The following is a 21,440-nucleotide window of genomic DNA, read 5'->3' as shown; positions in this document are numbered from 1 at the left end:
GCGACGCTATCGCACAACGGTAACGTCACGGGCTTAGCGGAACGAACCGTTAACCCTGTCCGGAGCGATCTCATGACCCCCCGATTTGCCAGTGGCCTCGCCGTCGCGATCGCCCTGCTCGCCGTCTCGGTTCCCGCGAATGCCGCGGTGATCTACCAGAGTGCCGCCTACTCCGGCGACGACAGCGGCGAGTATATCCTGTCCGCAGACAATTTCATGGGCGCAGCGTTCACGCTCACCAGGACCACCACGATCACCGGCATCGGCGCGCAGTTCGGCGGCTTTCCAGGTGGCAGCATCTTCGGCGCGGTCGTTCCGCTGTCTTCGCGTGCCGCATTCCCTGCCGGTGCCTCGACCGCGCTCGCCGACATCAGCCTCGGCCATGTCGTATTTGCCGTATCGCAGGGCACGCAGGACCTCGTCGTGCCGCTGTCGCTGACCCTTGAGGCGGGCACCTACGGTGTGATCTTCGGCTCCGGCCAGTTCGGCGCGACCGGCTTTGCGAGCCTCGGCGACAGCAACACGCCGCTCGGCACGCCGACGCTGTTCCGCTCGTTCTTCTCGGACGGCTGGGCCGCGTTCAGCGATGCAGGCGTCCGCATCACTGTCGAGGGCACAACCGCGAGCGTTCCGGAACCCGCCGCCTGGGCCTTGATGCTCACCGGCTTCGGCCTGGTGGGCACCACCATGCGCCGCCGGTCGCGCGTCGCCGCTGCCTAGTCGAGCCGCCCGGCGAGGGCCGCTCTCCAATCGTCGCATGTAAGGAGACCGTGGCGCATCCGGCCACGGTCTCCCTATATTCCAGCCGTGACTCCCTCACTCCCCCCCGTCATCCTCGACTGGTTCGCGACGCGCGGCTGGGACGTGCGGCGCCATCAGACCGAGATGCTCGACGCTGCCGCCGCGGGTTCGCACGCGCTACTGGTCGCGCCGACCGGGGCGGGCAAGACGCTGGCCGGCTTCCTGCCGAGCCTTGCGGACCTCGTCGCGAACCCGGTCGACGGGCTGCACACGATCTACGTGTCGCCGCTAAAGGCGCTGGCAGTCGACGTGCAGCGCAACCTGCTCGGGCCGATCGCCGAGATGGGGCTTGATATCAAGGTCGAGACACGGACCGGGGACACCCCGTCCGACCGCAAGCTGCGCCAGCGCGAGCGGCCGCCGCAGATGCTGCTGACGACGCCCGAAAGCCTGTCGCTGTTGATTTCCTACCCCGACGCGGCGCGGATGCTGGGCAACGTCAAGACGATCATCGTCGACGAGATCCACGCCTTCGCGATCACCAAGCGCGGCGACCAGCTCAACCTCGCGATGTCCCGGCTGCAGGCCCTGGCGCCCGGCCTGCGCCGCGTCGGGCTGAGCGCCACCATCGCCGACCCGGAGGCCTACCAGGGCTGGCTCGCGCCCGACGCCGATGCTGACTCGGTGCGGCTGGTGGTCGGGGATCCCGGGGCGGAGCCGCACGTCGACATCCTCGTCCCCGACGGGCGCATCCCGTGGTCGGGGCACAACGGGCGCTACGCGGCGCGCGAGGTCATCAAGCTGATCGGCGGCGCGCGCATGACCATCGTCTTCGTCAATACGCGGGCCGTGGCCGAGCTGGTCTTCCGCGACCTGTGGGCGGAGAACGACGATGCCTTCCCGATCGGCATCCACCACGGCTCGCTGAGTCCGGAGGCGCGGCGCAAGGTCGAGGCGGCGATGTCGACCGGGCGGCTGAAGGCGATCGTCGCCACCGCTAGCCTCGACCTCGGCATCGACTGGGGCGACGTCGACCTCGTCGTCCAGATGGGGGCGCCGAAGGGCAGCTCGCGGCTGCTCCAGCGCATCGGCCGCGCCAACCACAGGATGGACGAGGCTTCGCGCGCCGTCGTCGTGCCCGGCAACCGCTTCGAGTATCTGGAGAGCCTCGCCGCGCGCGATGCGGTCGAGGCGCACGAGCTCGACCACGATACCTTCCGCCCCGGCGGGCTCGACGTCCTCGCCCAGCACATCATGGCCTGCGCCAGCGCCGCGCCGTTCGCCGCCGACGACCTGTTCGCCGAGGTCCGTTCAAGCGCCCCCTACGCCGGCCTGCCGCGCGCCGAGTTCGACCGCACCGTCGCCTTCGTCGAGCAGGGCGGCTACAGCCTCAAGGCCTACGACCGCTACAAGCGCCTGACCCGCGGCCCCGACGGCCTGTACCGCGTCACCCACCCGCGCATGGTCGCGCAGCACCGGCTGAACTCCGGCACCATCGTCGAGGCCGCCGCGCTCAACGTGAAGTTCGGGCGCAACGGCCGGAGTCTGGGCAAGGTCGAGGAGTGGTTCGCGGCCCAACTCAGGATTGGCGACAGCTTCATGTTCGCCGGCCAGGTCATCGAGGTCACCGGCTTCGAGGGGCCGGACCTGTTTGTCCGCATGTCGCGCAAGGAGCCGCGCGTGCCGACCTACGTGGGTGGCCGCATGCCGCTGTCGACCAATCTTGCGCGTCGCGTGCGCGAACTGTTCAACGCCCCAGAACGCTGGGGGGCGATGCCGGACGACGTCCACGAATGGCTCGACTGGCAGCGCATCCGCTCGGCGCTCCCTGGCCTCGACGACCTGCTGGTCGAGACCTTCGAGCGCGAGGGCCGCTGGTACATGGTCGCCTACGGCTTCGAGGGCCGCAACGCGCACCAGACGCTCGGGATGCTGCTGACCCAACGCATGGAGGCGGCCGGGCTTGAGCCGCTCGGCTTCGTCGGCAGCGACTACATGGTCGCGGTGTGGAGCCTGAAGCCGGTCACCGATCCCAAGCCGTTGTTCTCCCCCGACATCTTCGAGGAGGAGCTGGCCGAGTGGATCGCCGCCTCGCCGTTCCTCAGGCGCGCTTTTCGCGAGGTCGCGATCATCGGCGGGCTGATCGACCGCCAGCAGCCGGGCCAACACAAGACCGGGCGTCAGGTCAGCTTCAGCAGTGACCTGATCTACGACGTGCTGCGCCGGCACGAGCCCGACCATTTGCTGCTGACCGCGGCGTGGACCGACGCGCGCTCCAAGCTCACCGAGATCGACCGGCTGGCGGGGCTGCTCGAACGCGCCCAGACCAGCATGGTCCACATGGTCCTCGACCGGGTTTCGCCGCTCGCCGTGCCAGTGCTGCTCGAGGCCGGCAAGGAACGGGTTTTCGGGCGCGCCGACGAGGCGCTCCTCCTCGAGGCCGGTGCGCTGGCGGCGGAGGCGATGCCTCTACCCGACGAGACGCCCCCGGAACCGGTCGCCGCGATCGGCTGAACGGGACCATCAACGGCGCGCATCGTTATCGCCGAGCAGGAATGGAGAACACGGACATGGACATCGGCTTCGTCGGACTCGGGCAGATGGGTGCAGCGATGGCGGGGCAACTGGTCGCCGCTGGCCATGCGGTGAAGGTGTGGAACCGCGACCCGCGCAAGGCTGACCCACTGGTCGCCGCGGGTGCGACGCTACAAGACGCGCCGGCAGCTGCGGCGGCCGCGGGGATCGTCGTCTCGATGCTCGCCGACGATGCGGCGCTCGAAGCAGTGACATTCGGCGCGAACGGCATCCTGTCGGCAGGGCCGGGCATCCTCCACATTTCGTCGAGCACGGTCAGCGTCGCCCTCACCGACCGGCTCGCCGCAGCGCATCGCGAGGCAGGACAGACGTTCGTCGCGGCCCCGGTGCTCGGGCGGCCAGACGTCGCGGCGGCGGGGCAGCTGTCGATCCTTGCGGCGGGCAGCGACGCCGATCTGGCGCGCGCCCAACCGATATTCGACGCGGTCGGGCAGCGCGTCATCCGCATCGGCGACGAGCCCGGCATGGCGGTCGCGGCCAAGCTTGCCTCCAATTTCTCCATCGCATCGGTCATCGAGACCGTCACCGAGGCCTATGCCATCGCGGGCGCGCGGGGGGTGACCCCGCAGGCGATGTACGACCTGTTCACCGAGACCGGGTTCGGCAACCGCATGTTCGGCAACTACGGCCGCATGATCGCCGAGGCCGCGTTCGAGCCCGCGGGTTTCCCGCTGCGCCTCGGCCGCAAGGATGTCGGGCTCGGGCTTGCCGCCGCGGGCGACAACGTCGAGCTGCCCTTCGCCCGGCTGCTTGCCGAGCGGATGGACCGCATCATCGCGGCCGACGGCGGCAAGCGCGACTGGAGTGCGCTCGGACAGCCGCCGGCATCCGCTTGAAATAGCACGCCGCGCTTGCCCCCGTCCGCGCCTGCGCTATACCGCAGCGATGCCCGATGTTTCCTTTTCGTTCGCCGGCGAAACGCTGCGCCCGATGGCGTGCGGCGGGCTGTACTGGCCGGCGCAGAACGCGTTGCTGGTCGCCGACCTGCACTTCGAGAAGGCGAGCTATTACGGCACCCGCCAGCAGTTTCTGCCGCCCTACGACAGCGCCGACACGCTGAACTGCCTGATCGACACCATCGAGGCGACGGGTGCGGCAAAGATCTGGTGCCTCGGCGACAGCTTCCACGATGCCGGCGGCCCGGCGCGGCTGGCGGACGGCCCGCGCGCCGCGCTGATGCAGCTGACCCGTGGCCTCGATTGGGTGTGGATTACCGGCAACCACGATCACGAGGTCGCCCGCGCGCTCGGTGGCCGCGTCATGGCGGAATGCGTCGCCCATGGCATCGTCCTGCGCCATGAGGCCGACCGAAGTGACGCGCGTCCGGAGGTATCGGGCCACTACCACCCACGGCTGCGCCTGCGCGTCAAAGGGCGCGGCATCGTCCGGCGGTGCTTCGCGGTGACACCGAGCAAGATCGTCCTTCCCGCGTTCGGCGCGCTGACCGGCGGGCTGGACGTTAGCGACCCCGCGATCGGGCGGGCGGTGGGCGGGCCGCTGACCGCGCTGGTGCCGACGGCGGAGCGGCTGCTGCGGTTCGCGGTGGCGGCTTAGGGGCGCCCGCGCACCGCCGCGCACCGACGGCGGAAAAAGCCGCCCTCAATCCTCGCCGAACTTCGACTCCACCAGCGCCACCAGAGCCGCCAGTGCGGCATCCGCCTGAGCGCCCTCGGCAGCGATCTCGATACTGTCTCCGGGCGCCGCCGCGAGCATCATCAGCCCCATTATCGAGGTGCCGGTCACCGAGGACCCATCCTTGGTCACCGTGGCGACCGCGTCGAAGCCGCTCGCCAGCGTCACGAAGCGCGCGCTGGCACGGGCGTGGAGCCCCCTGCGGTTGGTGATCAGAACGACGACGGGCCCGGCCAACTCAGGCGGCCTCGCCGAGGATCTTGGACGCGACGGAGATGTACTTCTTGCCCGCCTCCTGCGCCGCGATCACCGCGCTGGCGACGTCGCAGGTCTTGCGAACGCTGGCGAGCCGGATCAGCATCGGCAGGTTGACGCCCGCAATGACCTCGACCAGTCCGCGCGCGCCCATCAGCGAGATCGCGAGGTTGGACGGTGTGCCGCCGAACATGTCGGTCAGTACGATAACGCCCTCGCCGGTGTCGACGGCCTTGATCGCATTGGCGATATCGCCGCGGCGAACCTCCATGTCGTCGTCCGCCTCGATGCAGATCGCGACAACCCCCTCCTGCTTGCCGACGACGTGCTCCATCGCGGCGACGAACTCGATCGCGAGCCGTCCGTGGGTTACGAGTACCAAACCGATCATGCCTGCAACTGCTCCGGGACGGCGGGGCCCGCAGCGCCGTCGGCGCTCCGTCCGGCCTTGTCACGATGGACGAGATGGGGTGCGTAGCCCGCCGCCGCCAGTCGTTCGGCGATAAGCCGCGCGACAAACACCGAGCGGTGCCGGCCGCCGGTGCAGCCGAACGCCACGGTGAGATAAGCCTTGCCCTCGCGGCCGTAGCCCGGGAGCAGCGTCAGCAGCAGGTCGGCGATGCGCTCGAAAGCGGGCGTGAAGGCCGGGTCGGCGGCGATATAGGCGGCGACCGCGTCGTCCTCGCCGGTCAGCGGGCGCAGCGCGAGGTCCCAGTGCGGGTTCGCAAGGAAGCGCATGTCGAAGACCAGGTCGGCGTCGCGCGGCAGGCCGCGGGCGAAGCCGAACGACATAAGGGTCAGGGTGAGCGGCGTGCCGCCTTCGGCCCCGAAGCGCTCGCCGATCGCGGTGCGCAGGTCGGCGGCGCGGTAGTCGGTGGTATCGATGACCGCGTCCGCCCAGCGGCGCAGCGGCGCGAGCATCTCGCGCTCGGCGGCAATGCCATCGGCGGCGGGGCGGTCGAGCGCCAGCGGGTGGCGGCGGCGAGTTTCGGAGAAGCGACGGATCAGCTCGCCACCGTTGCAGTCGAGGAAGATCAGCCGGACGTCCAACCCACCCGCGCGCAGCGCCTGCAGCCGCGCCGAGATCGCCTCGCCGTCGAAGCCGCGGGTGCGCGAATCGATCCCGAAGGCCAGCGGCCGCTCGTCGTTCAGCTCCTCACGGTCGAGCAGCCGGTCGAACAACGCCAGCGGCAGGTTGTCGACGGCCTCATAGCCCAAATCTTCCAATGCCTTGAGCGCAGTCGACTTTCCGGCGCCGGACATTCCCGAGACGACAAGGACCCGCGCCGGCGGGGCGGCGGCGGACGCACTGGGCTCGGTATGGTCGTCGGGCACGGTCGCGGTTTCTACGCGGTTCCCATGGAGGGTCAACGCGACTTCGACCTTGAGGGGCGCGGACGCGTCGAACGGTGCCAGCCCAAGGCAGGGCAGGAGCACGCCACCAACGAATCTGCGCCCCGGTCCGGGGAGGCGCTCGGGTGGCTCGGCGAGGTCGAAGGCGAGGACGACGGGCAGTCCCGATACATACGCGCGGGCGACGATACCGACGCCGCGAACCTCGATCTGGCCCGCGATCGTCGCGGGCGGCGAGGCGAGCAGGCGGTCGCCGTCGTGCACCAGCTCGACCTGGTCGTCGGCGACGAGCGTCCAGCCGCGGTCGATCAGGCGCAGCGCGAGGTCGGACTTGCCGCTTCCGGATGGCCCGAACAGCAACACCGCCCGCCCTGCCCGCGCGACCGCCGTGGCGTGGACGCGGATCACCCAGCCTGCCCCTATGCCGCCGGCAGGCTGACGATGAAGCGCGCGCCGGGGCCGTCCTCGCGGTCGGTGACGTCGATGTGTCCGTCGTGCGCCTCGACGATGGTGCGGACGATGGCGAGGCCGAGGCCGGAGTGGCGACCGAATTCCTCGGCATGGGGGCGTTCGGTGTAGAAGCGGCGGAAGATGTCCTCGCGGTTCTCCGGCGGGATGCCGGGACCGGCGTCGTCGATCCTGAGCAGCACGCGGTCGCCGGCATGGACCACGACGACCACCACCAGTGACCCGTCGGGAGAGAACGATACCGCGTTGTCGACGAGGTTACGGACCACCTGCGCGAGGCGGTCGCCCTCGCCCATCACCAGCGTCGTGGCGGCCTCTGGCCTCGCATAAGCGATCTGGATGCCGCGCGGTATGCCGCGGGTCTCGTAGGCGCGGATCAGGCCACCGGTCAGTTCGCCCAGGTCGATCGCCTCGAAGCGTGTCCGCGACAATTCCGCGTCGAGGCGGCTGGCGTCGGCGATGTCGGTGATCAGTCGGTCGATGCGCCCGACATCGTCGCGGATCACCTCGAGCAACTGTGTTTTGAGCTCCGGCGTCCGCACCAGCTCCAGCGAGTCGACCGCGCTGCGCAATGACGCGAGCGGGTTCTTGAGCTCGTGGGCGACATCGGCAGCAAACGCCTCGGTGGCGTCGATGCGCTCCCTCAGCGCCCCGGTCATGTCGCTGAGCGCGCGCGCCAATTGCCCGATCTCGTCGCGCCGCCGGGCAAAGCGCGGCACCGTGACTTCGCGCGAGCGCCCGAGCCGAACCCGCTGCGCCGACGCCGCCAGCCGCCGCAGCGGGCGCACGATCGTCGAGGCGAGGAAGTTCGAGAACAGTACGCTCACCCCGAGCACGCCGAGGAAGACGAACCCGAGTGTGCCGCGCTCGCTGCGCACCAGCCGCGTGATGTCGCGGGTATCGAGGGTGAGCTGAAGCACCGGATGCGGCACCGGGCTCGCCGTGCCGCGCATGATCGGCACGCCGATGCCTATGACGATGGTGCGGTCGGGGGCGCGGCGCAGCGCCGTCGCAATGCGGCCCTGCCGTGCGCTCTGCACCTCGTCCCACGCCGCCGCGGTGTCGCGTACTGGGACGATATAGTCGGGCAGCGCCTCGTTGGTGCCGAAGCCCTCGATGATGATGTCGAGGGTGCGCGCGGCGTTGCGTTTGAACGGCTCGGTGCGGGGGTCTCGAAGCTCGAAGGTCGCGCCGGTCGAGGTCCAGCTGTCGGCAGCCAGGTTGCCCGACGAATCATAGACCCGCAGCCGCGTGCCCCCGGCCCGGCCGTAACGCGCCGCCAATGCGGGCCAGCGCGCAGGCGGCGAAGCCGACATGAAGTCCGCGATCAGCCGCGCCTGCATCGTCAGTTCGGCAACGCGCTGGTCGACCAACCGCTCGCGGAAGCTGTCGAGATAGATCACGCTGATCATCAGCGCGAGCACGGCGAACCCGTTGACCGCGACGATGCGCGGCGCGAGGCTGAAGCGCCAGCGCGCCGGCGGCACGCCCCGTTCCGGCCTTGTCGAAGCCTCAGGCCTCGTTGAAGCGATATCCGACGCCATACAGCGTCTCGATCCCCTTGAACTCGTTATCGACCGCCCGGAATTTCTTGCGGAGGCGCTTGATGTGGCTGTCGATCGTGCGGTCGTCGACGTAGACGTCGTCCTGATAGGCGGTGTCCATCAGCTGGTCCCGCGACTTGACGAAGCCTGGGCGCTGGGCGAGCGCCTCGAGAATCAGGAACTCGGTCACCGTCAGCGCTACGTCGTGCCCGTTCCACGCGACCCGGTGGCGCGCCGGGTCCATCGTCAGCCTGCCGCGGGTGATCGCCGGGCCGGGCACGGCCTCGCCCTCGGCGGGGGCATCACCCCGGCGGCTTGCGACCCGCCTGAGCACCGCACGGATACGCTCGATCAGCAGGCGCTGGCTGAACGGCTTGCCGATATAATCGTCCGCGCCCATCGCCAGGCCGAGTGCCTCGTCGATCTCGGTGTCCTTAGAGGTCAGGAAGATCACCGGCAGGTCGGTCTTGTCGCGCAGACGGCGGAGCAGCTCCATGCCGTCCATGCGCGGCATCTTGATGTCGAGCACCGCGAGGTCGGGCGGATTGTCGCCGATCGCCTTCAGGGCGGTGACTCCGTCCGAGTAGATCCGGACGGCGAAACCCTCATTCTGCAACGCGATCGATACCGAGGTCAGGATGTTGCGGTCGTCGTCGACCAGCGCGATCGTCACGGGCACGATCGGCGGTGGGGTGATCGGCGTCGAGCCGACGGGCGGGGCGCTGGCTGAAGACATGCGACGCTCGCTCTGCAACCTGCGCACCCGGCTGGCAAGCTTGGCGCGTACGGCGTCCCACCCTGCGGCACGCTGGCACCGGAACCAGCGCTGGTCAGACAGGTTGCACCGGCAATCAACCAGGAGCCCCCCATGAACAAGATTATCGTTATCGCCAGCCTACTTATCGCCGCTCCGGGGCTCGCTGCGCCGACCACGAACGCCTCCGAATTCGTCAAGATGGCCGGCGCTGGCGACCTGTTCGAAAAGACCTCGAGCGAGATGGTGCTGAAGGATGCCAAGACCCAGAAGGTCCGCGATTTCGCCAACATGATGATCACCGACCACGCCAAGTCGACCGCCGATGTGAAGGCCGCGGCCAAGTCGGACGGCGTCATGGCCGGGCCGCCCAAGCTGACACCCGCCCAGCAGAAGATGATCGCCGAGTTGAAGGCGGCCAAGCCCGCCGATCGCGAGATGGTCTACATCCACCAGCAGGTCGCCGCGCATCATCAGGCGCTGGAACTCCAGCAGACCTTCGCCCAGTCGGGTGACAAGCCGGCGCTCAAGCAGGCGGCGGCGGGCATCGCGCCGGTCGTCAAGCAGCACCTGACCGAACTCCAGGGAATGCCCGGCACGATGGCAGGAATGTAACGTCCGGTTATCATACAATTGAACGCGGTCTTTAACTTAAGTTAAGGTGCACCTCCCGGTTTTGACGCCGGCGGGGTGCGTCCTGTATGCGCTCTAACTCGCGGCTGCCCTCGCCGTATCGATCTAGGAGACCTTCTTTGAACGCATCCCGCCACGGCCTCGATGCCCAGGGTTTCACGACTGCGGCGACGTTGCACTGGAACCTCGGTACCGCTGCTCTGGTCGAGCTGGCGGTCAAGCGCGGTGAAGGCCTGCTGTCCAAGGACGGCGCGCTCGTCGTCGAAACTGGCGCGCACACCGGCCGTTCGGCGAACGACAAGTTCATCGTCAAGGATGACGTCACCGGCCCGACGATCTGGTGGGGCAAGACCAACAAGGCGATCAGCCCTGAGCAGTTCGCTGCCATCAAGGCAGACTTCGCCGCCGCGCTGGCGCAGAAGGAAACGCTGTTCGTCCAGGACCTGTTCGGCGGCTCTCAGCCCGAGCACCGCGTCCAGGTCCGAGTCATCACCGAGCTGGCATGGCACTCGATGTTCATCCGCACGATGCTGGTGCGCCCAGAGGCCGCCGTGCTGGCGGACTTCCTGCCCGAGTTCACGATCGTCGACCTGCCGAGCTTCAAGGCCGACCCAGCCCGTCATGGCTGCCGTTCGGAGACCATCGTCGCGGTCGATTTCGAGGGCAAGACGATCCTCATCGGCGGCACCAAATACGCCGGCGAGATGAAGAAGAGCGTCTTCTCGATCCTCAACTACCTGCTGCCGGTGAAGGGCGTCATGCCGATGCACTGCTCGGCCAACATCGGCCCGGCCGGTGATACCGCGGTGTTCTTCGGCCTCAGCGGCACCGGCAAGACGACGCTGTCCGCCGACGCCAGCCGCACGCTGATCGGCGACGACGAGCATGGCTGGTCCGACACCGCGGTCTTCAACTTCGAGGGCGGCTGCTACGCCAAGGTCATCCGCCTATCGGCCGAAGCCGAACCCGAAATCTTCGCGACCACCAGGCGCTTCGGTACCGTGCTCGAGAACGTCGTCATCGACCCAGACACCCGCATCATCGACCTTGACGATCACAGCCTCGCCGAGAACAGCCGTGCCTCGTACCCGATCGACTTCATCCCCAACGCCAGCGACGACAACCTCGGCCCCGTGCCCAAGAACATCATCATGTTGACCGCGGACGCGTTCGGCATCCTGCCGCCGATCGCCAAGCTGACCTCGGCACAGGCGATGTACCATTTCCTGTCGGGCTACACCGCGCGCGTCGCCGGCACCGAGATCGGCGTCACCGAGCCCGACGCGACCTTCTCGACCTGCTTCGGCGCGCCCTTCATGCCACGTCACCCGTCGATCTACGGCAACCTGCTGCGGGACCGCATCGCCAAGGGCGGTGTCGACGTCTGGCTGGTCAACACCGGCTGGACCGGCGGCATCTACGGCGTCGGCAAGCGCATGCCGATCCGCGTCACCCGGGCCTTGCTCTCGGCCGCCCTAGACGGCTCGCTCGGCGAAACCCAGTTCCGCACCGACCCGTTCTTCGGCTTCCAGGTTCCGATAAGCGTCGCCGGCGTCGACTCGACGATCCTCAACCCGCGCGAGACCTGGGCCGACAAGGCCGCCTACGACGTAAAGGCGCGCACCCTTGTCCAGCTGTTCGTCGACAATTTCGCGCAGTTCGAGGAGCACGTCGATGCGGGCGTGCGCGAGGCTGCGCCGAAGGCGGCTTAGGGCAACGGGTGCGAGCTGCAGTGACGACCGCTGATCTCCTACCGAGTGCGTGGGTAAACTCCGCTTCGCCCCGCCGTAGAAAGGCTTCCTTTCAACGGTGGGGTACAACGACCATCTGCACTGCATGAGCGAAGTAACCCACGGTCGTGTTATCCTGGTCGGTGCCGGCCCCGGTGCCCCCGACCTGCTGACGCTGCGAGCCGCCCGGGCGCTCGCCATCGCCGACGTGGTCGTCCACGACGGGCTGATCGACCCCGCCGTGCTCGATCTTGCGGCTGCCACCGCGCGCCGCATCAGCGTCGCCAAGCGTCGCGCCCGCCACACGCTCCCCCAGGGAGACATCGGCGCATTGCTGGTTGCCGAAGCGAAGGCTGGCAATGTCGTCGTGCGCCTCAAGGGCGGTGACCCGTTCGTGTTCGGACGTGGCGGCGAGGAGGTCGAGGACTGCCTCGCTTCCGGTGTCGCGGTCGAGGTCGTCCCCGGCGTGTCGTCGGCGCTCGGTGCGGCGGCCGAAGCCCTGATGCCCCTCACCCACCGCGACCACGCCTCGTCGGTCAGCTTCGTTGCGGGCCAGTGCAAGGGCCTGAGCGACCAGAACTGGGCCGGCCTCGCAGGCAAGGGCCGCACCCTGGTCATCTACATGGGCGTGTCCGCGGCCGACGCGATAGCCGACAAACTGATCGCCGACGGCCTTAGTCCCGAGACACCGTGCGCTATCCTCGAGCGCGGTACGCTGCCCGGTTCTCGCAGGTTTAGGACATTGCTCGCTGACCTTGGGGGTGCCGTGGCGCGGCTCGATATCGCTTCGCCGGCGTTGCTGGTGGTCGGCGATGTCGCTGCGCTCGGCGTCGCCGTCGACGCACTGCTCCCCGTTTCGAAAGTCGTTACAGTATGATCAAGCTGCTGACCGGCAACGACCTGCTGACCGGCGACGTCCTCTGGTGGACCGGCTCGACGTGGAGCCTGCACTTGCGCGATGCCGTCGCGGTCGAGCCCGGCGACCCGATCTTCGACCAGACGGTAGCCGCCGAGCGCGTCAACGACGCGGCGCTGGTGGATGCCGAGCCCGGCCCGCCGCCCCGCCCCCGTACCGCCCGCGAGCGCATCCGCGGCGTCGGCCCCTCCGTGCGCCCCGACCTAGCGAGAGCCTGATGTACCAGTATGATCATTTCGACCAGGCGCTGGTCGACGCGCGTGTCGACGAGTTCCGCGACCAGGTCGCGCGCCGCCTCGCCAACGAGATCACGGAGGACCAGTTCAAGCCGCTGCGGCTGATGAACGGCCTGTACCTGCAGCTCCACGCCTACATGCTGCGCGTCGCGATCCCCTACGGCACCTTGTCGTCACCGCAGCTGCGGATGCTAGGGGACATCGCGCGCAAGTATGACCGCGACTATGCGCATTTCACGACGCGCCAGAACCTCCAGTACAACTGGATCAAGCTGGCGGAAGCCCCCGACCTGATGGCCGAGCTGGCGACGGTCGAGATGCACGCCATCCAGACCAGCGGTAACTGCATCCGCAACATCAGCAGCGACCAGTTCGCGGGCGCCGCTGCCGAGGAGATCGCCGACCCGCGCCCTTATGCCGAGTTGCTGCGCCAGTGGTCGAGCTTCCACCCGGAGTTCAGCTTCCTGCCGCGCAAGTTCAAAATTGCCGTCACCGCCAGCGCCATCGACCGCGCCGCGATCCAGCTCCACGACATCGGTCTGCAGCTGGTCCGCGAGGGCGGGCGCCCCGACGGTCAGCTCGGTTTCCGCGTCCTCGTCGGCGGCGGCATGGGCCGCACCCCGATGATCGGCCACTGGATCAAGGAGTTCATCCCGGTCCGCCAGTACCTCAGCTACTGCGAGGCGATCCTGCGGGTCTACAACCGCCACGGGCGCCGCGACAACATCTACAAGGCGCGAATCAAGATCCTGGTCCACGAGCTCGGCGTCGAAGAGTTTACGCGCCAGGTCGAGGCCGAATGGGCGCTGCTCGAGCCGCTCGGCATCGACGCGCCGCAGGCCGAGTACGATCGCATCATCGCGCAGTTCGCGGAGCCCGAGTACGATCTGTTCGCCAAGCACGACATCGACCGCTCGGACCCCGACTTCGCGGTCTGGGTCGACCAGAACGTCCACCCGCACAAGCAGCCCGGCTATGCGATCGCTACCATCAGCCTGAAGCCCCCCGGCGGCATCCCGGGCGACGCCTCTTCGGCGCAGATGGAGCTGATCGCAGACCTCGCCGAGCGCTACAGCTTCGGTGAGCTGCGGGTGACGCACAGTCAGAACCTCGTCCTCGCGCACGTCCGCAAGGCCGACCTGTACGCTTTGTGGCAGGCGCTGGCTGAGACCGACCTCGCGACGCCGAACCTCGATCTGGTCACCGACATCATCGCGTGTCCGGGCCTCGACTATTGCGCGCTCGCCAATGCCCGCTCGATCCCGGTCGCGCAGAAGATCGCGCAGCGCTTCGCCGCGCTCGACCGGCAGCGCGACATCGGCGAGATGAAGATCAAGATCTCGGGCTGCATCAACGCCTGCGGCCACCACCACGCCGGCCACATCGGCATCCTCGGCGTCGACCGGAAAGGCGAGGAGTCCTACCAGCTCAGCCTTGGCGGATCGGGCGCGGAGGACGCGAGCCTCGCCAAGATCCTCGGCCCGGGCTTCTCCGAAGCCGGCGTCGTCGATGCCGTCGAGAAGGTCATCGAGCGCTACCGCGCCGTCCGCACCGGCCCCGACGAGCGCTTCCTCGACACCTACCGCCGCCTCGGCGACGCACCGTTCAAGGAAGCCGTTTATGGGTGATGTCCAGGACCAGAGCCCGGTCGCCGGCGCTGCCGCGCTGCCGCTCGACGACGCGCCCGCGCGGCTGCGTTTCCGCGACGATGCGCCCGACGATGGCCCGCTGGTGCCGCTCGCGGAGTTCCTCGGCGACAGCAACGCCGCCGCCGTCCGCCTCGACCCCGCCGACGATGCGCGCTTGCTGATCGCCTGCCTCGGCCGCGTCCGGCTGGTCGAGGTCGCCTTCCCGAAGTACCGCGACGGTCGCGGCTACTCGTCCGCGAAGATCCTGCGCGAGGCGGGCTACACCGGTGAGCTTCGCGCCGCCGGCGACGTGCTGCTCGACCAGATGGTGTTCCTGCGCCGCGTCGGTTTCGACAGCTTCGCGCCAGTGAAGCCGCTCGACCCCGCCAAGGTCGAGGAGGCGCTGGCGCGCTTCCCCTACGTCTATCAAAAGTCGGCGGACAACAAACCGCCGGTTTGGGCGCTGCGTCATGGCTGAGGCCGCCCGCATCCCGGACGTCATCGACACCGCGCCGGCCTTCACCGTCGCCGATGTCGCGCGGCTGACCGCGAAATACGCGGGCGTCCCGACGCAGGCGATGCTGGCGGACCTGCTGCGCGGCGAACTGCGCGGGCGCGTCGCGGCGGTGTCGTCGTTCGGCGCGGAGTCCGCGGTGCTGCTCGATATGGTCGCCAAGGTCGACCAGGACGTGCCCGTCATCTTTGTCAACACGCAGAAGATCTTCGGGGAAACGCTCGCCTACCGCGACGAACTGGCGGAGCGCCTCGGCTTCACCGACCTGCGGGTCTTCCGGCCCGACCCGTACTTGCTTGCCCAGAAGGATTCGACCAGCCTGCGCTGGAGCTATGACCCCGACGGTTGCTGCGACCTGCGCAAGGTCGAGCCGCTGCGCCGCGCCCTCGCTCCGTTCGATGCGTGGATCAGTGGCCGTAAGGGCTTCGGCAGCCGCAACGGCCTGCCCCGCTTCGAGATCGACGAGGGGCGGCTAAAGATCAACCCGCTCGCCGACTGGACTAAGCCAGCGCTCGACCTGTATTTTGCCGAGCACAAGCTGCCGCATCACCCGCTCGAGGCGCAGGGCTATCCATCGATCGGCTGCGTGCCTTGTACCAGCCAGGTCAAGCCGGGCGAAGACCCGCGCTCCGGTCGCTGGCGCGGCTGGGACAAAACCGAGTGCGGCATCCATGAGCCGGTCTTCTGACCGTCAACGAAACGCCGCCGCCCCGAAGGTCGGCGGCGCATTGTTCGCCCGAACGATCGGCCTGTTACAGGCCTAACGGTTGTTGAGCTCCACATACTCTCGCTGCACCGGCCCCTTGTAGAGCTGCCGCGGGCGACCGATTTTCTGCTCCGGGTCTTCCATCATTTCGGACCACTGCGCGATCCAGCCGACGGTGCGCGAAACCGCAAACAGCACGGTGAACATCGACGTCGGGAAGCCGATCGCCGACATCACTACGCCCGAGTAGAAGTCGACGTTCGGGTACAGCTTCTTGTCGATGAAATACGGGTCGTTGAGCGCGATCTGCTCGAGTTCGCGGGCAACGTCGAACACCGGATCGCTGACCCCGAGCTGGTCGAGCACGCGCTTCGCGACGCCCTGCATGACCTTCGCCCGCGGATCGTAGTTCTTGTAGACCCGGTGGCCGAAACCCATCAGGCGAAACGGATCGTCCTTGTTCTTGGCCCGCGCGATGAACTCCGGGATCCGGTCTGGCGTACCGATCTCGCGCAGCATGTTGAGCGCCGCCTCGTTGGCGCCGCCGTGCGCCGGGCCCCACAGGCAGGCGATGCCGGCCGCGATGCAGGCGAACGGGTTGGCGCCCGACGATCCGGCAAGGCGCACCGTCGAGGTCGAGGCATTCTGCTCGTGGTCGGCCTGGAGAATCAGCAACTTCTCCATCGCGTCCTCGATGATCGGATCGACGACATACTCCTCTGCCGGCACACCGAAGGTCATGCGTAGGAAATTGCCGCTGAAACTCAGCGAGTTGTCGGGGTACAGGAACGGCTGCCCGATCGAGTACTTGTACGCCATCGCGGCCAATGTCGGCATCTTCGCGATTAGCCGGTGGGCCGCGATGACGCGCTGCTTGGGGTCATGGATGTCGGTCGAATCGTGGTAGAATGCCGCCATCGCACCGACGATGCCGCACATGATCGCCATCGGGTGCGCGTCGCGCCGGAAGCCGCGGTAGAATTGCGCCAGCTGCTCGTGGATCATGGTGTGGCGGGTGATCAGGTGCTTGAACTCGGCATGTCCCTCGGGCGTCGGCAGCTCGCCATTGAGCAGCAGGTTCGCAACCTCGAGGAAGCTAGACTTCTCGGCGAGCTGGTCGATCGGGTAGCCGCGGTACAGCAGGGTACCGATGTCGCCGTCGATATAGGTGATCTTCGATTCACACGCCGCGGTGCTGGTAAAACCGGGATCGAAGGTGAAGGCCCCGGTCTGGCCATACAGCTTGCGGATGTCGATGACATCGGGACCGATCGTCCCGGACAGCACCGGATAGTCGTTCGTCTTGCCGTCGACCGCGATGTTCGCGCCTGTCATGCAGACTTTCCTCCGCTTTGAGCGAGCGCGTCGTCGAGGCGCCCAAGGGTTTCGTCTCGTCCCAATACCGCCAGCACATCGAACAGCCCCGGCGAGGTGCTCTGGCCGGTAACTGCCGCACGCAACGGCTGTGCAATCTTCCCAAGGCCAAGGCCATGCGTCTCGGCAACTACCTTGATCGCCGCCTCGAGTGCGCCCGTGGACCACTCCCCCACTTGTCCGAGCGCTTCGCGCGCGGCGTAGAGGATGCCGTCCTGAGCCGAGCTTAACAGTTTCGTCGCCTTCTCGTCCATCGCCAGCGGACGCGGACGGAACAGGAATAACGTCGCTTCGGCGAGTTCGTTCAGGTCCTTGGCGCGAAGCTTGAGTTCGCCCATCAGCGCCGCGAGCCGCGCCCGGCCGGCGACGTCCAGCGAGAAGCCGAGCGCAGCCTCGATCCAAGGCGTCACCAGCCCGATCAGCCGGGCGTCGTCGGCAAGCCGGAGGTAGTGGCCGTTGACATTCTCGAGCTTCTTGAGGTCGAAGCGCGCCGGCCCGCGGCCGACCCCGTCGAGGTCGAACAACTCGATCGCACGCGCCCGGTCGATGAACTCCTCGTCGCCGTGGCCCCAGCCGAGGCGCAGCAGGTAATTGTCGATCGCTTCCGGCAACATGCCGAGTTCGTCGCGGTAGGCATCGACCGCCATCGCGCCGTGGCGCTTCGACAGCTTCGCCCCGTCAGGACCGTGGATCAGCGGGACGTGCGCGTAGATCGGCTCCGACCAACCAAGCGCGCGGATCAGCGCGAGCTGGCGGAAGGCGTTGTTCAAGTGGTCGTCGCCCCGGATGACGTGGGTAACCCCCATGTCGTGATCGTCGACGACCACCGCGAGCATGTAGGTCGGGGTCCCATCGGAGCGCAGCAGCACCATGTCGTCGAGCTCGACGTTCGAAACGGTCACCGCGCCCTGGACGCGGTCCTCGACGGTGAAGCTGCCCTCCTGCGGCGCGCGAAAGCGGATCACGAACGGCAGTTCGGGGGTGTCGGTGCGGTCCCGCCAGCGCCCGTCGTAGCGCAGCGGCAGCTTCTGCGCCCGCTGCTCGGCACGCATCTCCGCGAGTTCCTCGGCAGTCGCATAGCAGCGATAGGCGTGCCCGGCGTCGAGCAGGCCCCGCGCCACCTCGGCATGGCGCGGCGCGCGCTCGAACTGCATCACGGGCGGTGCATCCGCATCCAGCCCGAGCCACGCCATGCCGTCGAGGATCGCTGCGACGGCAGCGTCGGTCGACCGCGCGCGGTCGGTATCCTCGATGCGCAGCAGGAACTTGCCCTTGTGGTGGCGCGCATACAGCCAGTTGAACAGCGCCGTGCGCGCCCCGCCGATGTGAAGATAGCCCGTTGGCGACGGCGCGAACCGCGTCACCACCTGTCCCGTGTCGGCCATTGCACCTCGGTTCGATTACGCGCATCGCTGCCCGGAAGGGGAGCGGGGCGTGGCGAGTAGCATGGCCCCGCGCGGGCTTCAAACCCGCGTCTTCGCGTGGCTCGGCGGGCCGGTCGCCGAACGCCTCGAAGCGTGGCTGTTTGCCGAGCGAAACCAGTTGCCGCTGCTCGCTCCCGTCGCGCTCGGCAGCGGTGTTGCGCTTTGGTTCGTGGTGCCCTGGGCGGACGAGCGCTGGGCCGCGCTGGCGGTCGCGGCGGCTCTCGTCGCGGGCGGGCTGGCGCTCGGTGGACGCGCTTCGCGACTGCTGGCGTGGGGCGGGTTGCTGGTCGCGCTCGGCCTCGCATCGGCGGCGTGGCGGAGCGCCGATGTCGCCGCGCCGGTGCTCACCGACCGCTTCTCGGGCGTGGTCACCGGCACCGTCGAAAGTATCGAAATCGTGCGGGGTGGCGAGCGCTTCCGCTTCCTGCTGCTGCCCGAGGACAAGGCCCTGCCCCCGCGCATCCGAATCAGCCGCAAGGGCGCGGCGATGCCCGGCGTCGTGCCGGGCGCGCGCGTATCCATTCATGCCGCGTTGAACCCGCCGTCGGGACCGAGCGTGCCAGGCGGCTACGACTTCGCCCGCAAGGCGTGGTTCGCGGAAGTCGGGGCGACGGGCTACCCGCTGGGCGACGTCACGATCCTGCGCGCCGCGCGCCCACCGAGCGGCGCCCTCGCCCGCCTCGCACGCCTCCGCGCCAATATCGACACCGAACTGACCACCGCGGTGCCCGGTCCGGCCGGGGCGATCGCGGCCGCGTTCGTTACCGGCAACCAGGGCATGATCCCGCCCCAGGTCAACTAGGAGATGCGCGACGCGGGTCTCGCGCACCTGCTGTCGATCTCCGGGCTACACATCGCCATCGTCGTCGGCGGCACGTTGTGGGCGGTGCGGCGGGCGCTGACCATGGTACCGTGGCTGGCGCTGCGGCTCCCGGTCAAGGCATTGTCGGCGGGTGCGGCGGCGTTTGCGGGGATCACCTACACGCTGCTCGCGGGAGGCGAGGTGCCAACGGTGCGGTCGTGCATCGCGACGCTGATCGTGCTCGTCGGCGTCGCCATCGGGCGCGAGGCGCTGACGCTCCGGCTGGTCGCCGCGGCGGCGTTCCTGATCCTGCTGATCCGGCCTGAATCCCTGCTCGGGCCGAGCTTCCAGCTGTCGTTTGCCGCGGTCACCGGGATCGTCGCGCTATACCAGTCGCGGCTCGGACGCTGGCTGGCGGAGCCGGTACACAATCAGGGCTGGATGGTGCGCGTCTTCCGCCACTTGCTGATGCTCCTGGTCACCGGCCTCGTCGCGGAAGCGATGCTGGCGGCGACCGCCCTGTATCACTTCAACCGCGCCGGTGTTTACGGCGTGTTCGCCAATCTGATCGCGATTCCGTGGACGAGCTTCGTCGTAATGCCGCTGCTGATCGTCGCGCTGCTCGCAGGCGCGCTGGGCATCGGCGCGCCGTTCGAATGGCTGCTGGGCAAGTCGATGGACCTGCTGATCGAGCTTGCGCGGGTCGTGGCGAGCTGGCCCGGCGCGGTCTTCCGCCTGCCGCTGATGCCCGACGGCGCGTACCTGCTGCTGATCTTGGGCGGGCTCTGGCTGTGCATCTGGCAGGGCCGGTCGCGGCTTCTCGGAATATTGCCCTTGGCGATGGGCGGCCTTGTGGCGCTGCTCGCCCGCCCGCCCGACCTGCTGGTCAGCGCCGATGGGCGGCACGCCGCGTACCTCGTTCCCGACGGCCGGCTCGCGTTCCTCCGCGACCGCGCCGGGGACTATATTCGCGACATGTGGAGCGATGCGACCGCCGCAACCACCGCAGACGTCGCGCTGAGCGAACTTCCCGGGGCACGCTGCAGCATCGATGCCTGTGTCGCCGACCTCGACGCCGGCGGGCGGCGCTGGCGGCTGCTGGCAACGCTGTCCCGCGATGTTGTGCCGCGCGAGGCGATGGCCCCGGCGTGCGGGGGCGCGGATATCGTCGTCAGCATGCGGCGGCTGCCGGCCTGGTGCGCGCCGAGATGGCTTAAGCTCGACCGCGAAGCGCTGGGGGAGACGGGCGCAGTCGCGATCTGGCTCGATCCGCCGCGGGTGGCGACGGTTGCGGCCCGGCTAGGGGACCACCCGTGGCTGCCGAAGCCGGCCCCTTGGCATGCGAAGAAGCGGCGGTCAGGGGCTGCGACAGTCAAAGCGGAAAGCTGGGACTGAACGTGCACACCCTACGCAGCCTTCTCACGCCCTGCCCTGCTCATCAGTTATACCGCCGGAGCAACCCCGCCAGCTTGCCCTGCACCTTGACCCTGGACGGCAAGTAGTGCTGCGCCTGATGCGACGAATTTGCGGGGTCGAGGCGGATCATGCCTTTCTCGCGGCGGAGGTACTTCAGGGTCGCCTCGGCGTTGTCCACGAGCGCGACTACTATGTCACCATCACGGGCCGTCTCGCAGCGTCGGATCAGTGCGTAATCGCCGTCGAAGATCCCGGCATCGACCATCGAGTCACCCGATACCTCGAGGGCATAGTGATCGCCTGGGCCCAACAAAGTCGACGGCACTGAAAGCGATCGGTCGCTCTCCATTGCCTCGACGGGCAGACCGGCGGCGATGCGGCCGTGAAGGGGGACCTCGATGACGTCGTTGGCGGGCGGCGGCGCGTAGCGCTGCTGGCTGAAATCGGGGGTGTGGACGGTTGCGGTCGGGCGCGTCTCGGGCATCCGCAGCACCTCGAGGGCACGGGCGCGGTTGGGCAGGCGCCGGATGAAGGCGCGTTCCTCGAGCGCGTTGATCAGCCGGTGGACCCCGGACTTGGACTTGAGCGACAGCGCGTCCTTCATCTCCTCGAACGACGGCGAAACCCCGTCGCGCGCGAGGCGCGTATCGATGAAGGTCAACAGGTCGTGTTGCTTGCGCGTCAGCATCGCGGGCCTTCCTAGAACGGAACCTTAGGGG

The 21,440-nt window shown here is 68.4% G+C and carries 21 protein-coding genes and 1 pseudogene; 13 read left to right on the top strand and 9 right to left on the bottom strand.

All coding sequences use genetic code 11. The features are described 5' to 3' along the window. Positions 1-72 precede the first annotated feature (72 nt). The 4 genes from KX816_03995 to pdeM all read left to right on the top strand — a co-directional run bounded on the left by KX816_03995 (position 73) and on the right by pdeM (position 4,890). Positions 73-720, top strand: a complete 648-nt coding sequence (locus tag KX816_03995) for a PEPxxWA-CTERM sorting domain-containing protein (GenBank protein QXQ07215.1) — start codon at positions 73-75, stop codon at positions 718-720. Between the two features lie 87 nt (positions 721-807). Further along, a complete protein-coding gene (locus KX816_03990) occupies positions 808-3,255 on the top strand; it encodes a ligase-associated DNA damage response DEXH box helicase (GenBank protein QXQ07214.1) in 2,448 nt (815 codons plus the stop codon). A gap of 56 nt (positions 3,256-3,311) precedes the next feature. Beyond that, a complete protein-coding gene (locus KX816_03985; protein ID QXQ07213.1) occupies positions 3,312-4,172 on the top strand; it encodes an NAD(P)-dependent oxidoreductase in 861 nt (286 codons plus the stop codon). A 49-nt stretch (positions 4,173-4,221) separates the two neighbouring features. Beyond that, positions 4,222-4,890, top strand: coding sequence for a ligase-associated DNA damage response endonuclease PdeM (pdeM, locus tag KX816_03980; protein ID QXQ07212.1), 669 nt, complete (start codon positions 4,222-4,224; stop codon positions 4,888-4,890). A 45-nt stretch (positions 4,891-4,935) separates the two neighbouring features. On the opposite strand, the gene KX816_03975 is transcribed toward pdeM, so the two are convergent. The 6 genes and pseudogenes from KX816_03975 to KX816_03950 all read right to left on the bottom strand — a co-directional run bounded on the left by KX816_03975 (position 4,936) and on the right by KX816_03950 (position 9,324). Continuing rightward, positions 4,936-5,205: an HPr family phosphocarrier protein gene (locus KX816_03975; protein QXQ07211.1), complete on the bottom strand. Its 270-nt coding sequence runs from the start codon at positions 5,203-5,205 to the stop codon at positions 4,936-4,938. Position 5,206: 1 nt separating this feature from the next. After that, positions 5,207-5,614 (bottom strand): PTS sugar transporter subunit IIA, encoded by a 408-nt coding sequence (locus tag KX816_03970; GenBank protein ID QXQ07210.1) that lies wholly within the window; start codon positions 5,612-5,614, stop codon positions 5,207-5,209. After that, the gene (gene rapZ, locus KX816_03965) at positions 5,611-6,486 is read right to left on the bottom strand and encodes an RNase adapter RapZ (GenBank protein ID QXQ08391.1); all 876 of its coding nucleotides are present in this window, start codon (positions 6,484-6,486) and stop codon (positions 5,611-5,613) included. Before rapZ ends, KX816_03970 begins: the two co-directional genes overlap by 4 nt. A 105-nt stretch (positions 6,487-6,591) precedes the next feature. Next, positions 6,592-6,999 (bottom strand): annotated as a pseudogene (locus KX816_03960) (aldolase). After that, positions 6,996-8,588, bottom strand: coding sequence for a sensor histidine kinase (locus KX816_03955; GenBank protein QXQ07209.1), 1,593 nt, complete (start codon positions 8,586-8,588; stop codon positions 6,996-6,998). The pseudogene KX816_03960 and the gene KX816_03955 overlap by 4 nt, the downstream one beginning before the upstream one ends. Continuing rightward, positions 8,557-9,324, bottom strand: coding sequence for a response regulator transcription factor (locus KX816_03950; GenBank protein QXQ07208.1), 768 nt, complete (start codon positions 9,322-9,324; stop codon positions 8,557-8,559). The genes KX816_03955 and KX816_03950 overlap by 32 nt, the downstream gene beginning before the upstream one ends. Before the next feature lie 132 nt (positions 9,325-9,456). Between KX816_03950 and KX816_03945 the strand changes: the two genes are divergently transcribed. The 7 genes from KX816_03945 (at position 9,457) to KX816_03915 (ending at position 15,687) form a co-directional block, all read left to right on the top strand. Beyond that, positions 9,457-9,957, top strand: a complete 501-nt coding sequence (locus tag KX816_03945; protein ID QXQ07207.1) for a DUF4142 domain-containing protein — start codon at positions 9,457-9,459, stop codon at positions 9,955-9,957. 86 nt (positions 9,958-10,043) lie between these two features. Continuing rightward, entirely contained in the window at positions 10,044-11,687 is a 1,644-nt protein-coding gene (locus KX816_03940) for a phosphoenolpyruvate carboxykinase (GenBank protein QXQ07206.1), read from the top strand. A gap of 124 nt (positions 11,688-11,811) precedes the next feature. Beyond that, positions 11,812-12,582 (top strand): uroporphyrinogen-III C-methyltransferase, encoded by a 771-nt coding sequence (cobA, locus tag KX816_03935; protein QXQ07205.1) that lies wholly within the window; start codon positions 11,812-11,814, stop codon positions 12,580-12,582. After that, a complete protein-coding gene (locus KX816_03930) occupies positions 12,582-12,839 on the top strand; it encodes a DUF2849 domain-containing protein (protein ID QXQ08390.1) in 258 nt (85 codons plus the stop codon). Before cobA ends, KX816_03930 begins: the two co-directional genes overlap by 1 nt. Then, positions 12,839-14,485: a nitrite/sulfite reductase gene (locus KX816_03925; GenBank protein ID QXQ07204.1), complete on the top strand. Its 1,647-nt coding sequence runs from the start codon at positions 12,839-12,841 to the stop codon at positions 14,483-14,485. Before KX816_03930 ends, KX816_03925 begins: the two co-directional genes overlap by 1 nt. Continuing rightward, entirely contained in the window at positions 14,478-14,963 is a 486-nt protein-coding gene (locus KX816_03920) for a DUF934 domain-containing protein (GenBank protein ID QXQ07203.1), read from the top strand. Before KX816_03925 ends, KX816_03920 begins: the two co-directional genes overlap by 8 nt. Continuing rightward, positions 14,956-15,687, top strand: a complete 732-nt coding sequence (locus KX816_03915) for a phosphoadenylyl-sulfate reductase (protein QXQ07202.1) — start codon at positions 14,956-14,958, stop codon at positions 15,685-15,687. The genes KX816_03920 and KX816_03915 overlap by 8 nt, the downstream gene beginning before the upstream one ends. 72 nt (positions 15,688-15,759) lie before the next feature. On the opposite strand, the gene KX816_03910 is transcribed toward KX816_03915, so the two are convergent. Both KX816_03910 and gltX read right to left on the bottom strand, forming a co-directional pair. Further along, a complete protein-coding gene (locus KX816_03910) occupies positions 15,760-17,040 on the bottom strand; it encodes a citrate synthase (protein ID QXQ07201.1) in 1,281 nt (426 codons plus the stop codon). Then, a complete protein-coding gene (gene gltX, locus KX816_03905; protein QXQ07200.1) occupies positions 17,037-18,464 on the bottom strand; it encodes a glutamate--tRNA ligase in 1,428 nt (475 codons plus the stop codon). Before gltX ends, KX816_03910 begins: the two co-directional genes overlap by 4 nt. 49 nt (positions 18,465-18,513) lie before the next feature. Between gltX and KX816_03900 the strand changes: the two genes are divergently transcribed. Together KX816_03900 and KX816_03895 are read left to right on the top strand one after the other, a co-directional pair. Next, positions 18,514-19,305 (top strand): DUF4131 domain-containing protein, encoded by a 792-nt coding sequence (locus tag KX816_03900; protein QXQ07199.1) that lies wholly within the window; start codon positions 18,514-18,516, stop codon positions 19,303-19,305. Positions 19,306-19,308: 3 nt separating this feature from the next. Next, positions 19,309-20,700, top strand: coding sequence for a ComEC/Rec2 family competence protein (locus KX816_03895; GenBank protein ID QXQ07198.1), 1,392 nt, complete (start codon positions 19,309-19,311; stop codon positions 20,698-20,700). Positions 20,701-20,743: 43 nt separating this feature from the next. On the opposite strand, the gene lexA is transcribed toward KX816_03895, so the two are convergent. Then, positions 20,744-21,409, bottom strand: coding sequence for a transcriptional repressor LexA (gene lexA / locus KX816_03890; protein QXQ07197.1), 666 nt, complete (start codon positions 21,407-21,409; stop codon positions 20,744-20,746). Positions 21,410-21,440: the final 31 nt, after the last annotated feature.

The organism is Sphingosinicellaceae bacterium (assembly GCA_019285715.1).
Taxonomy (GTDB): Bacteria; Pseudomonadota; Alphaproteobacteria; order Sphingomonadales; family Sphingomonadaceae; genus Glacieibacterium.
The sequence above is the reverse complement of the archived record's forward strand: the minus strand, read 5'-3'. Positions and strand labels throughout refer to the sequence as shown.

Excerpts from the sequence above, each read along its gene's own strand:
- gltX (QXQ07200.1), bottom strand. The coding sequence starts at position 18,464 with ATGGCCGACACGGGACAGGTGGTGACGCGGTTCGCGCCGTCGCCAACG.
- KX816_03940 (QXQ07206.1), top strand. The coding sequence starts at position 10,044 with ATGCGCTCTAACTCGCGGCTGCCCTCGCCGTATCGATCTAGGAGACCT.
- KX816_03910 (QXQ07201.1), bottom strand. The coding sequence starts at position 17,040 with ATGACAGGCGCGAACATCGCGGTCGACGGCAAGACGAACGACTATCCG.
- lexA (QXQ07197.1), bottom strand. The coding sequence starts at position 21,409 with ATGCTGACGCGCAAGCAACACGACCTGTTGACCTTCATCGATACGCGC.
- KX816_03955 (QXQ07209.1), bottom strand. The coding sequence starts at position 8,588 with ATGGCGTCGGATATCGCTTCAACGAGGCCTGAGGCTTCGACAAGGCCG.
- KX816_03920 (QXQ07203.1), top strand. The coding sequence starts at position 14,478 with ATGGGTGATGTCCAGGACCAGAGCCCGGTCGCCGGCGCTGCCGCGCTG.
- KX816_03915 (QXQ07202.1), top strand. The coding sequence starts at position 14,956 with ATGGCTGAGGCCGCCCGCATCCCGGACGTCATCGACACCGCGCCGGCC.
- rapZ (QXQ08391.1), bottom strand. The coding sequence starts at position 6,486 with ATGTCCGGCGCCGGAAAGTCGACTGCGCTCAAGGCATTGGAAGATTTG.
- cobA (QXQ07205.1), top strand. The coding sequence starts at position 11,812 with ATGAGCGAAGTAACCCACGGTCGTGTTATCCTGGTCGGTGCCGGCCCC.
- KX816_03895 (QXQ07198.1), top strand. The coding sequence starts at position 19,309 with ATGCGCGACGCGGGTCTCGCGCACCTGCTGTCGATCTCCGGGCTACAC.
- KX816_03970 (QXQ07210.1), bottom strand. The coding sequence starts at position 5,614 with ATGATCGGTTTGGTACTCGTAACCCACGGACGGCTCGCGATCGAGTTC.
- KX816_03945 (QXQ07207.1), top strand. The coding sequence starts at position 9,457 with ATGAACAAGATTATCGTTATCGCCAGCCTACTTATCGCCGCTCCGGGG.
- KX816_03995 (QXQ07215.1), top strand. The coding sequence starts at position 73 with ATGACCCCCCGATTTGCCAGTGGCCTCGCCGTCGCGATCGCCCTGCTC.
- pdeM (QXQ07212.1), top strand. The coding sequence starts at position 4,222 with ATGCCCGATGTTTCCTTTTCGTTCGCCGGCGAAACGCTGCGCCCGATG.
- KX816_03925 (QXQ07204.1), top strand. The coding sequence starts at position 12,839 with ATGTACCAGTATGATCATTTCGACCAGGCGCTGGTCGACGCGCGTGTC.
- KX816_03985 (QXQ07213.1), top strand. The coding sequence starts at position 3,312 with ATGGACATCGGCTTCGTCGGACTCGGGCAGATGGGTGCAGCGATGGCG.
- KX816_03950 (QXQ07208.1), bottom strand. The coding sequence starts at position 9,324 with ATGTCTTCAGCCAGCGCCCCGCCCGTCGGCTCGACGCCGATCACCCCA.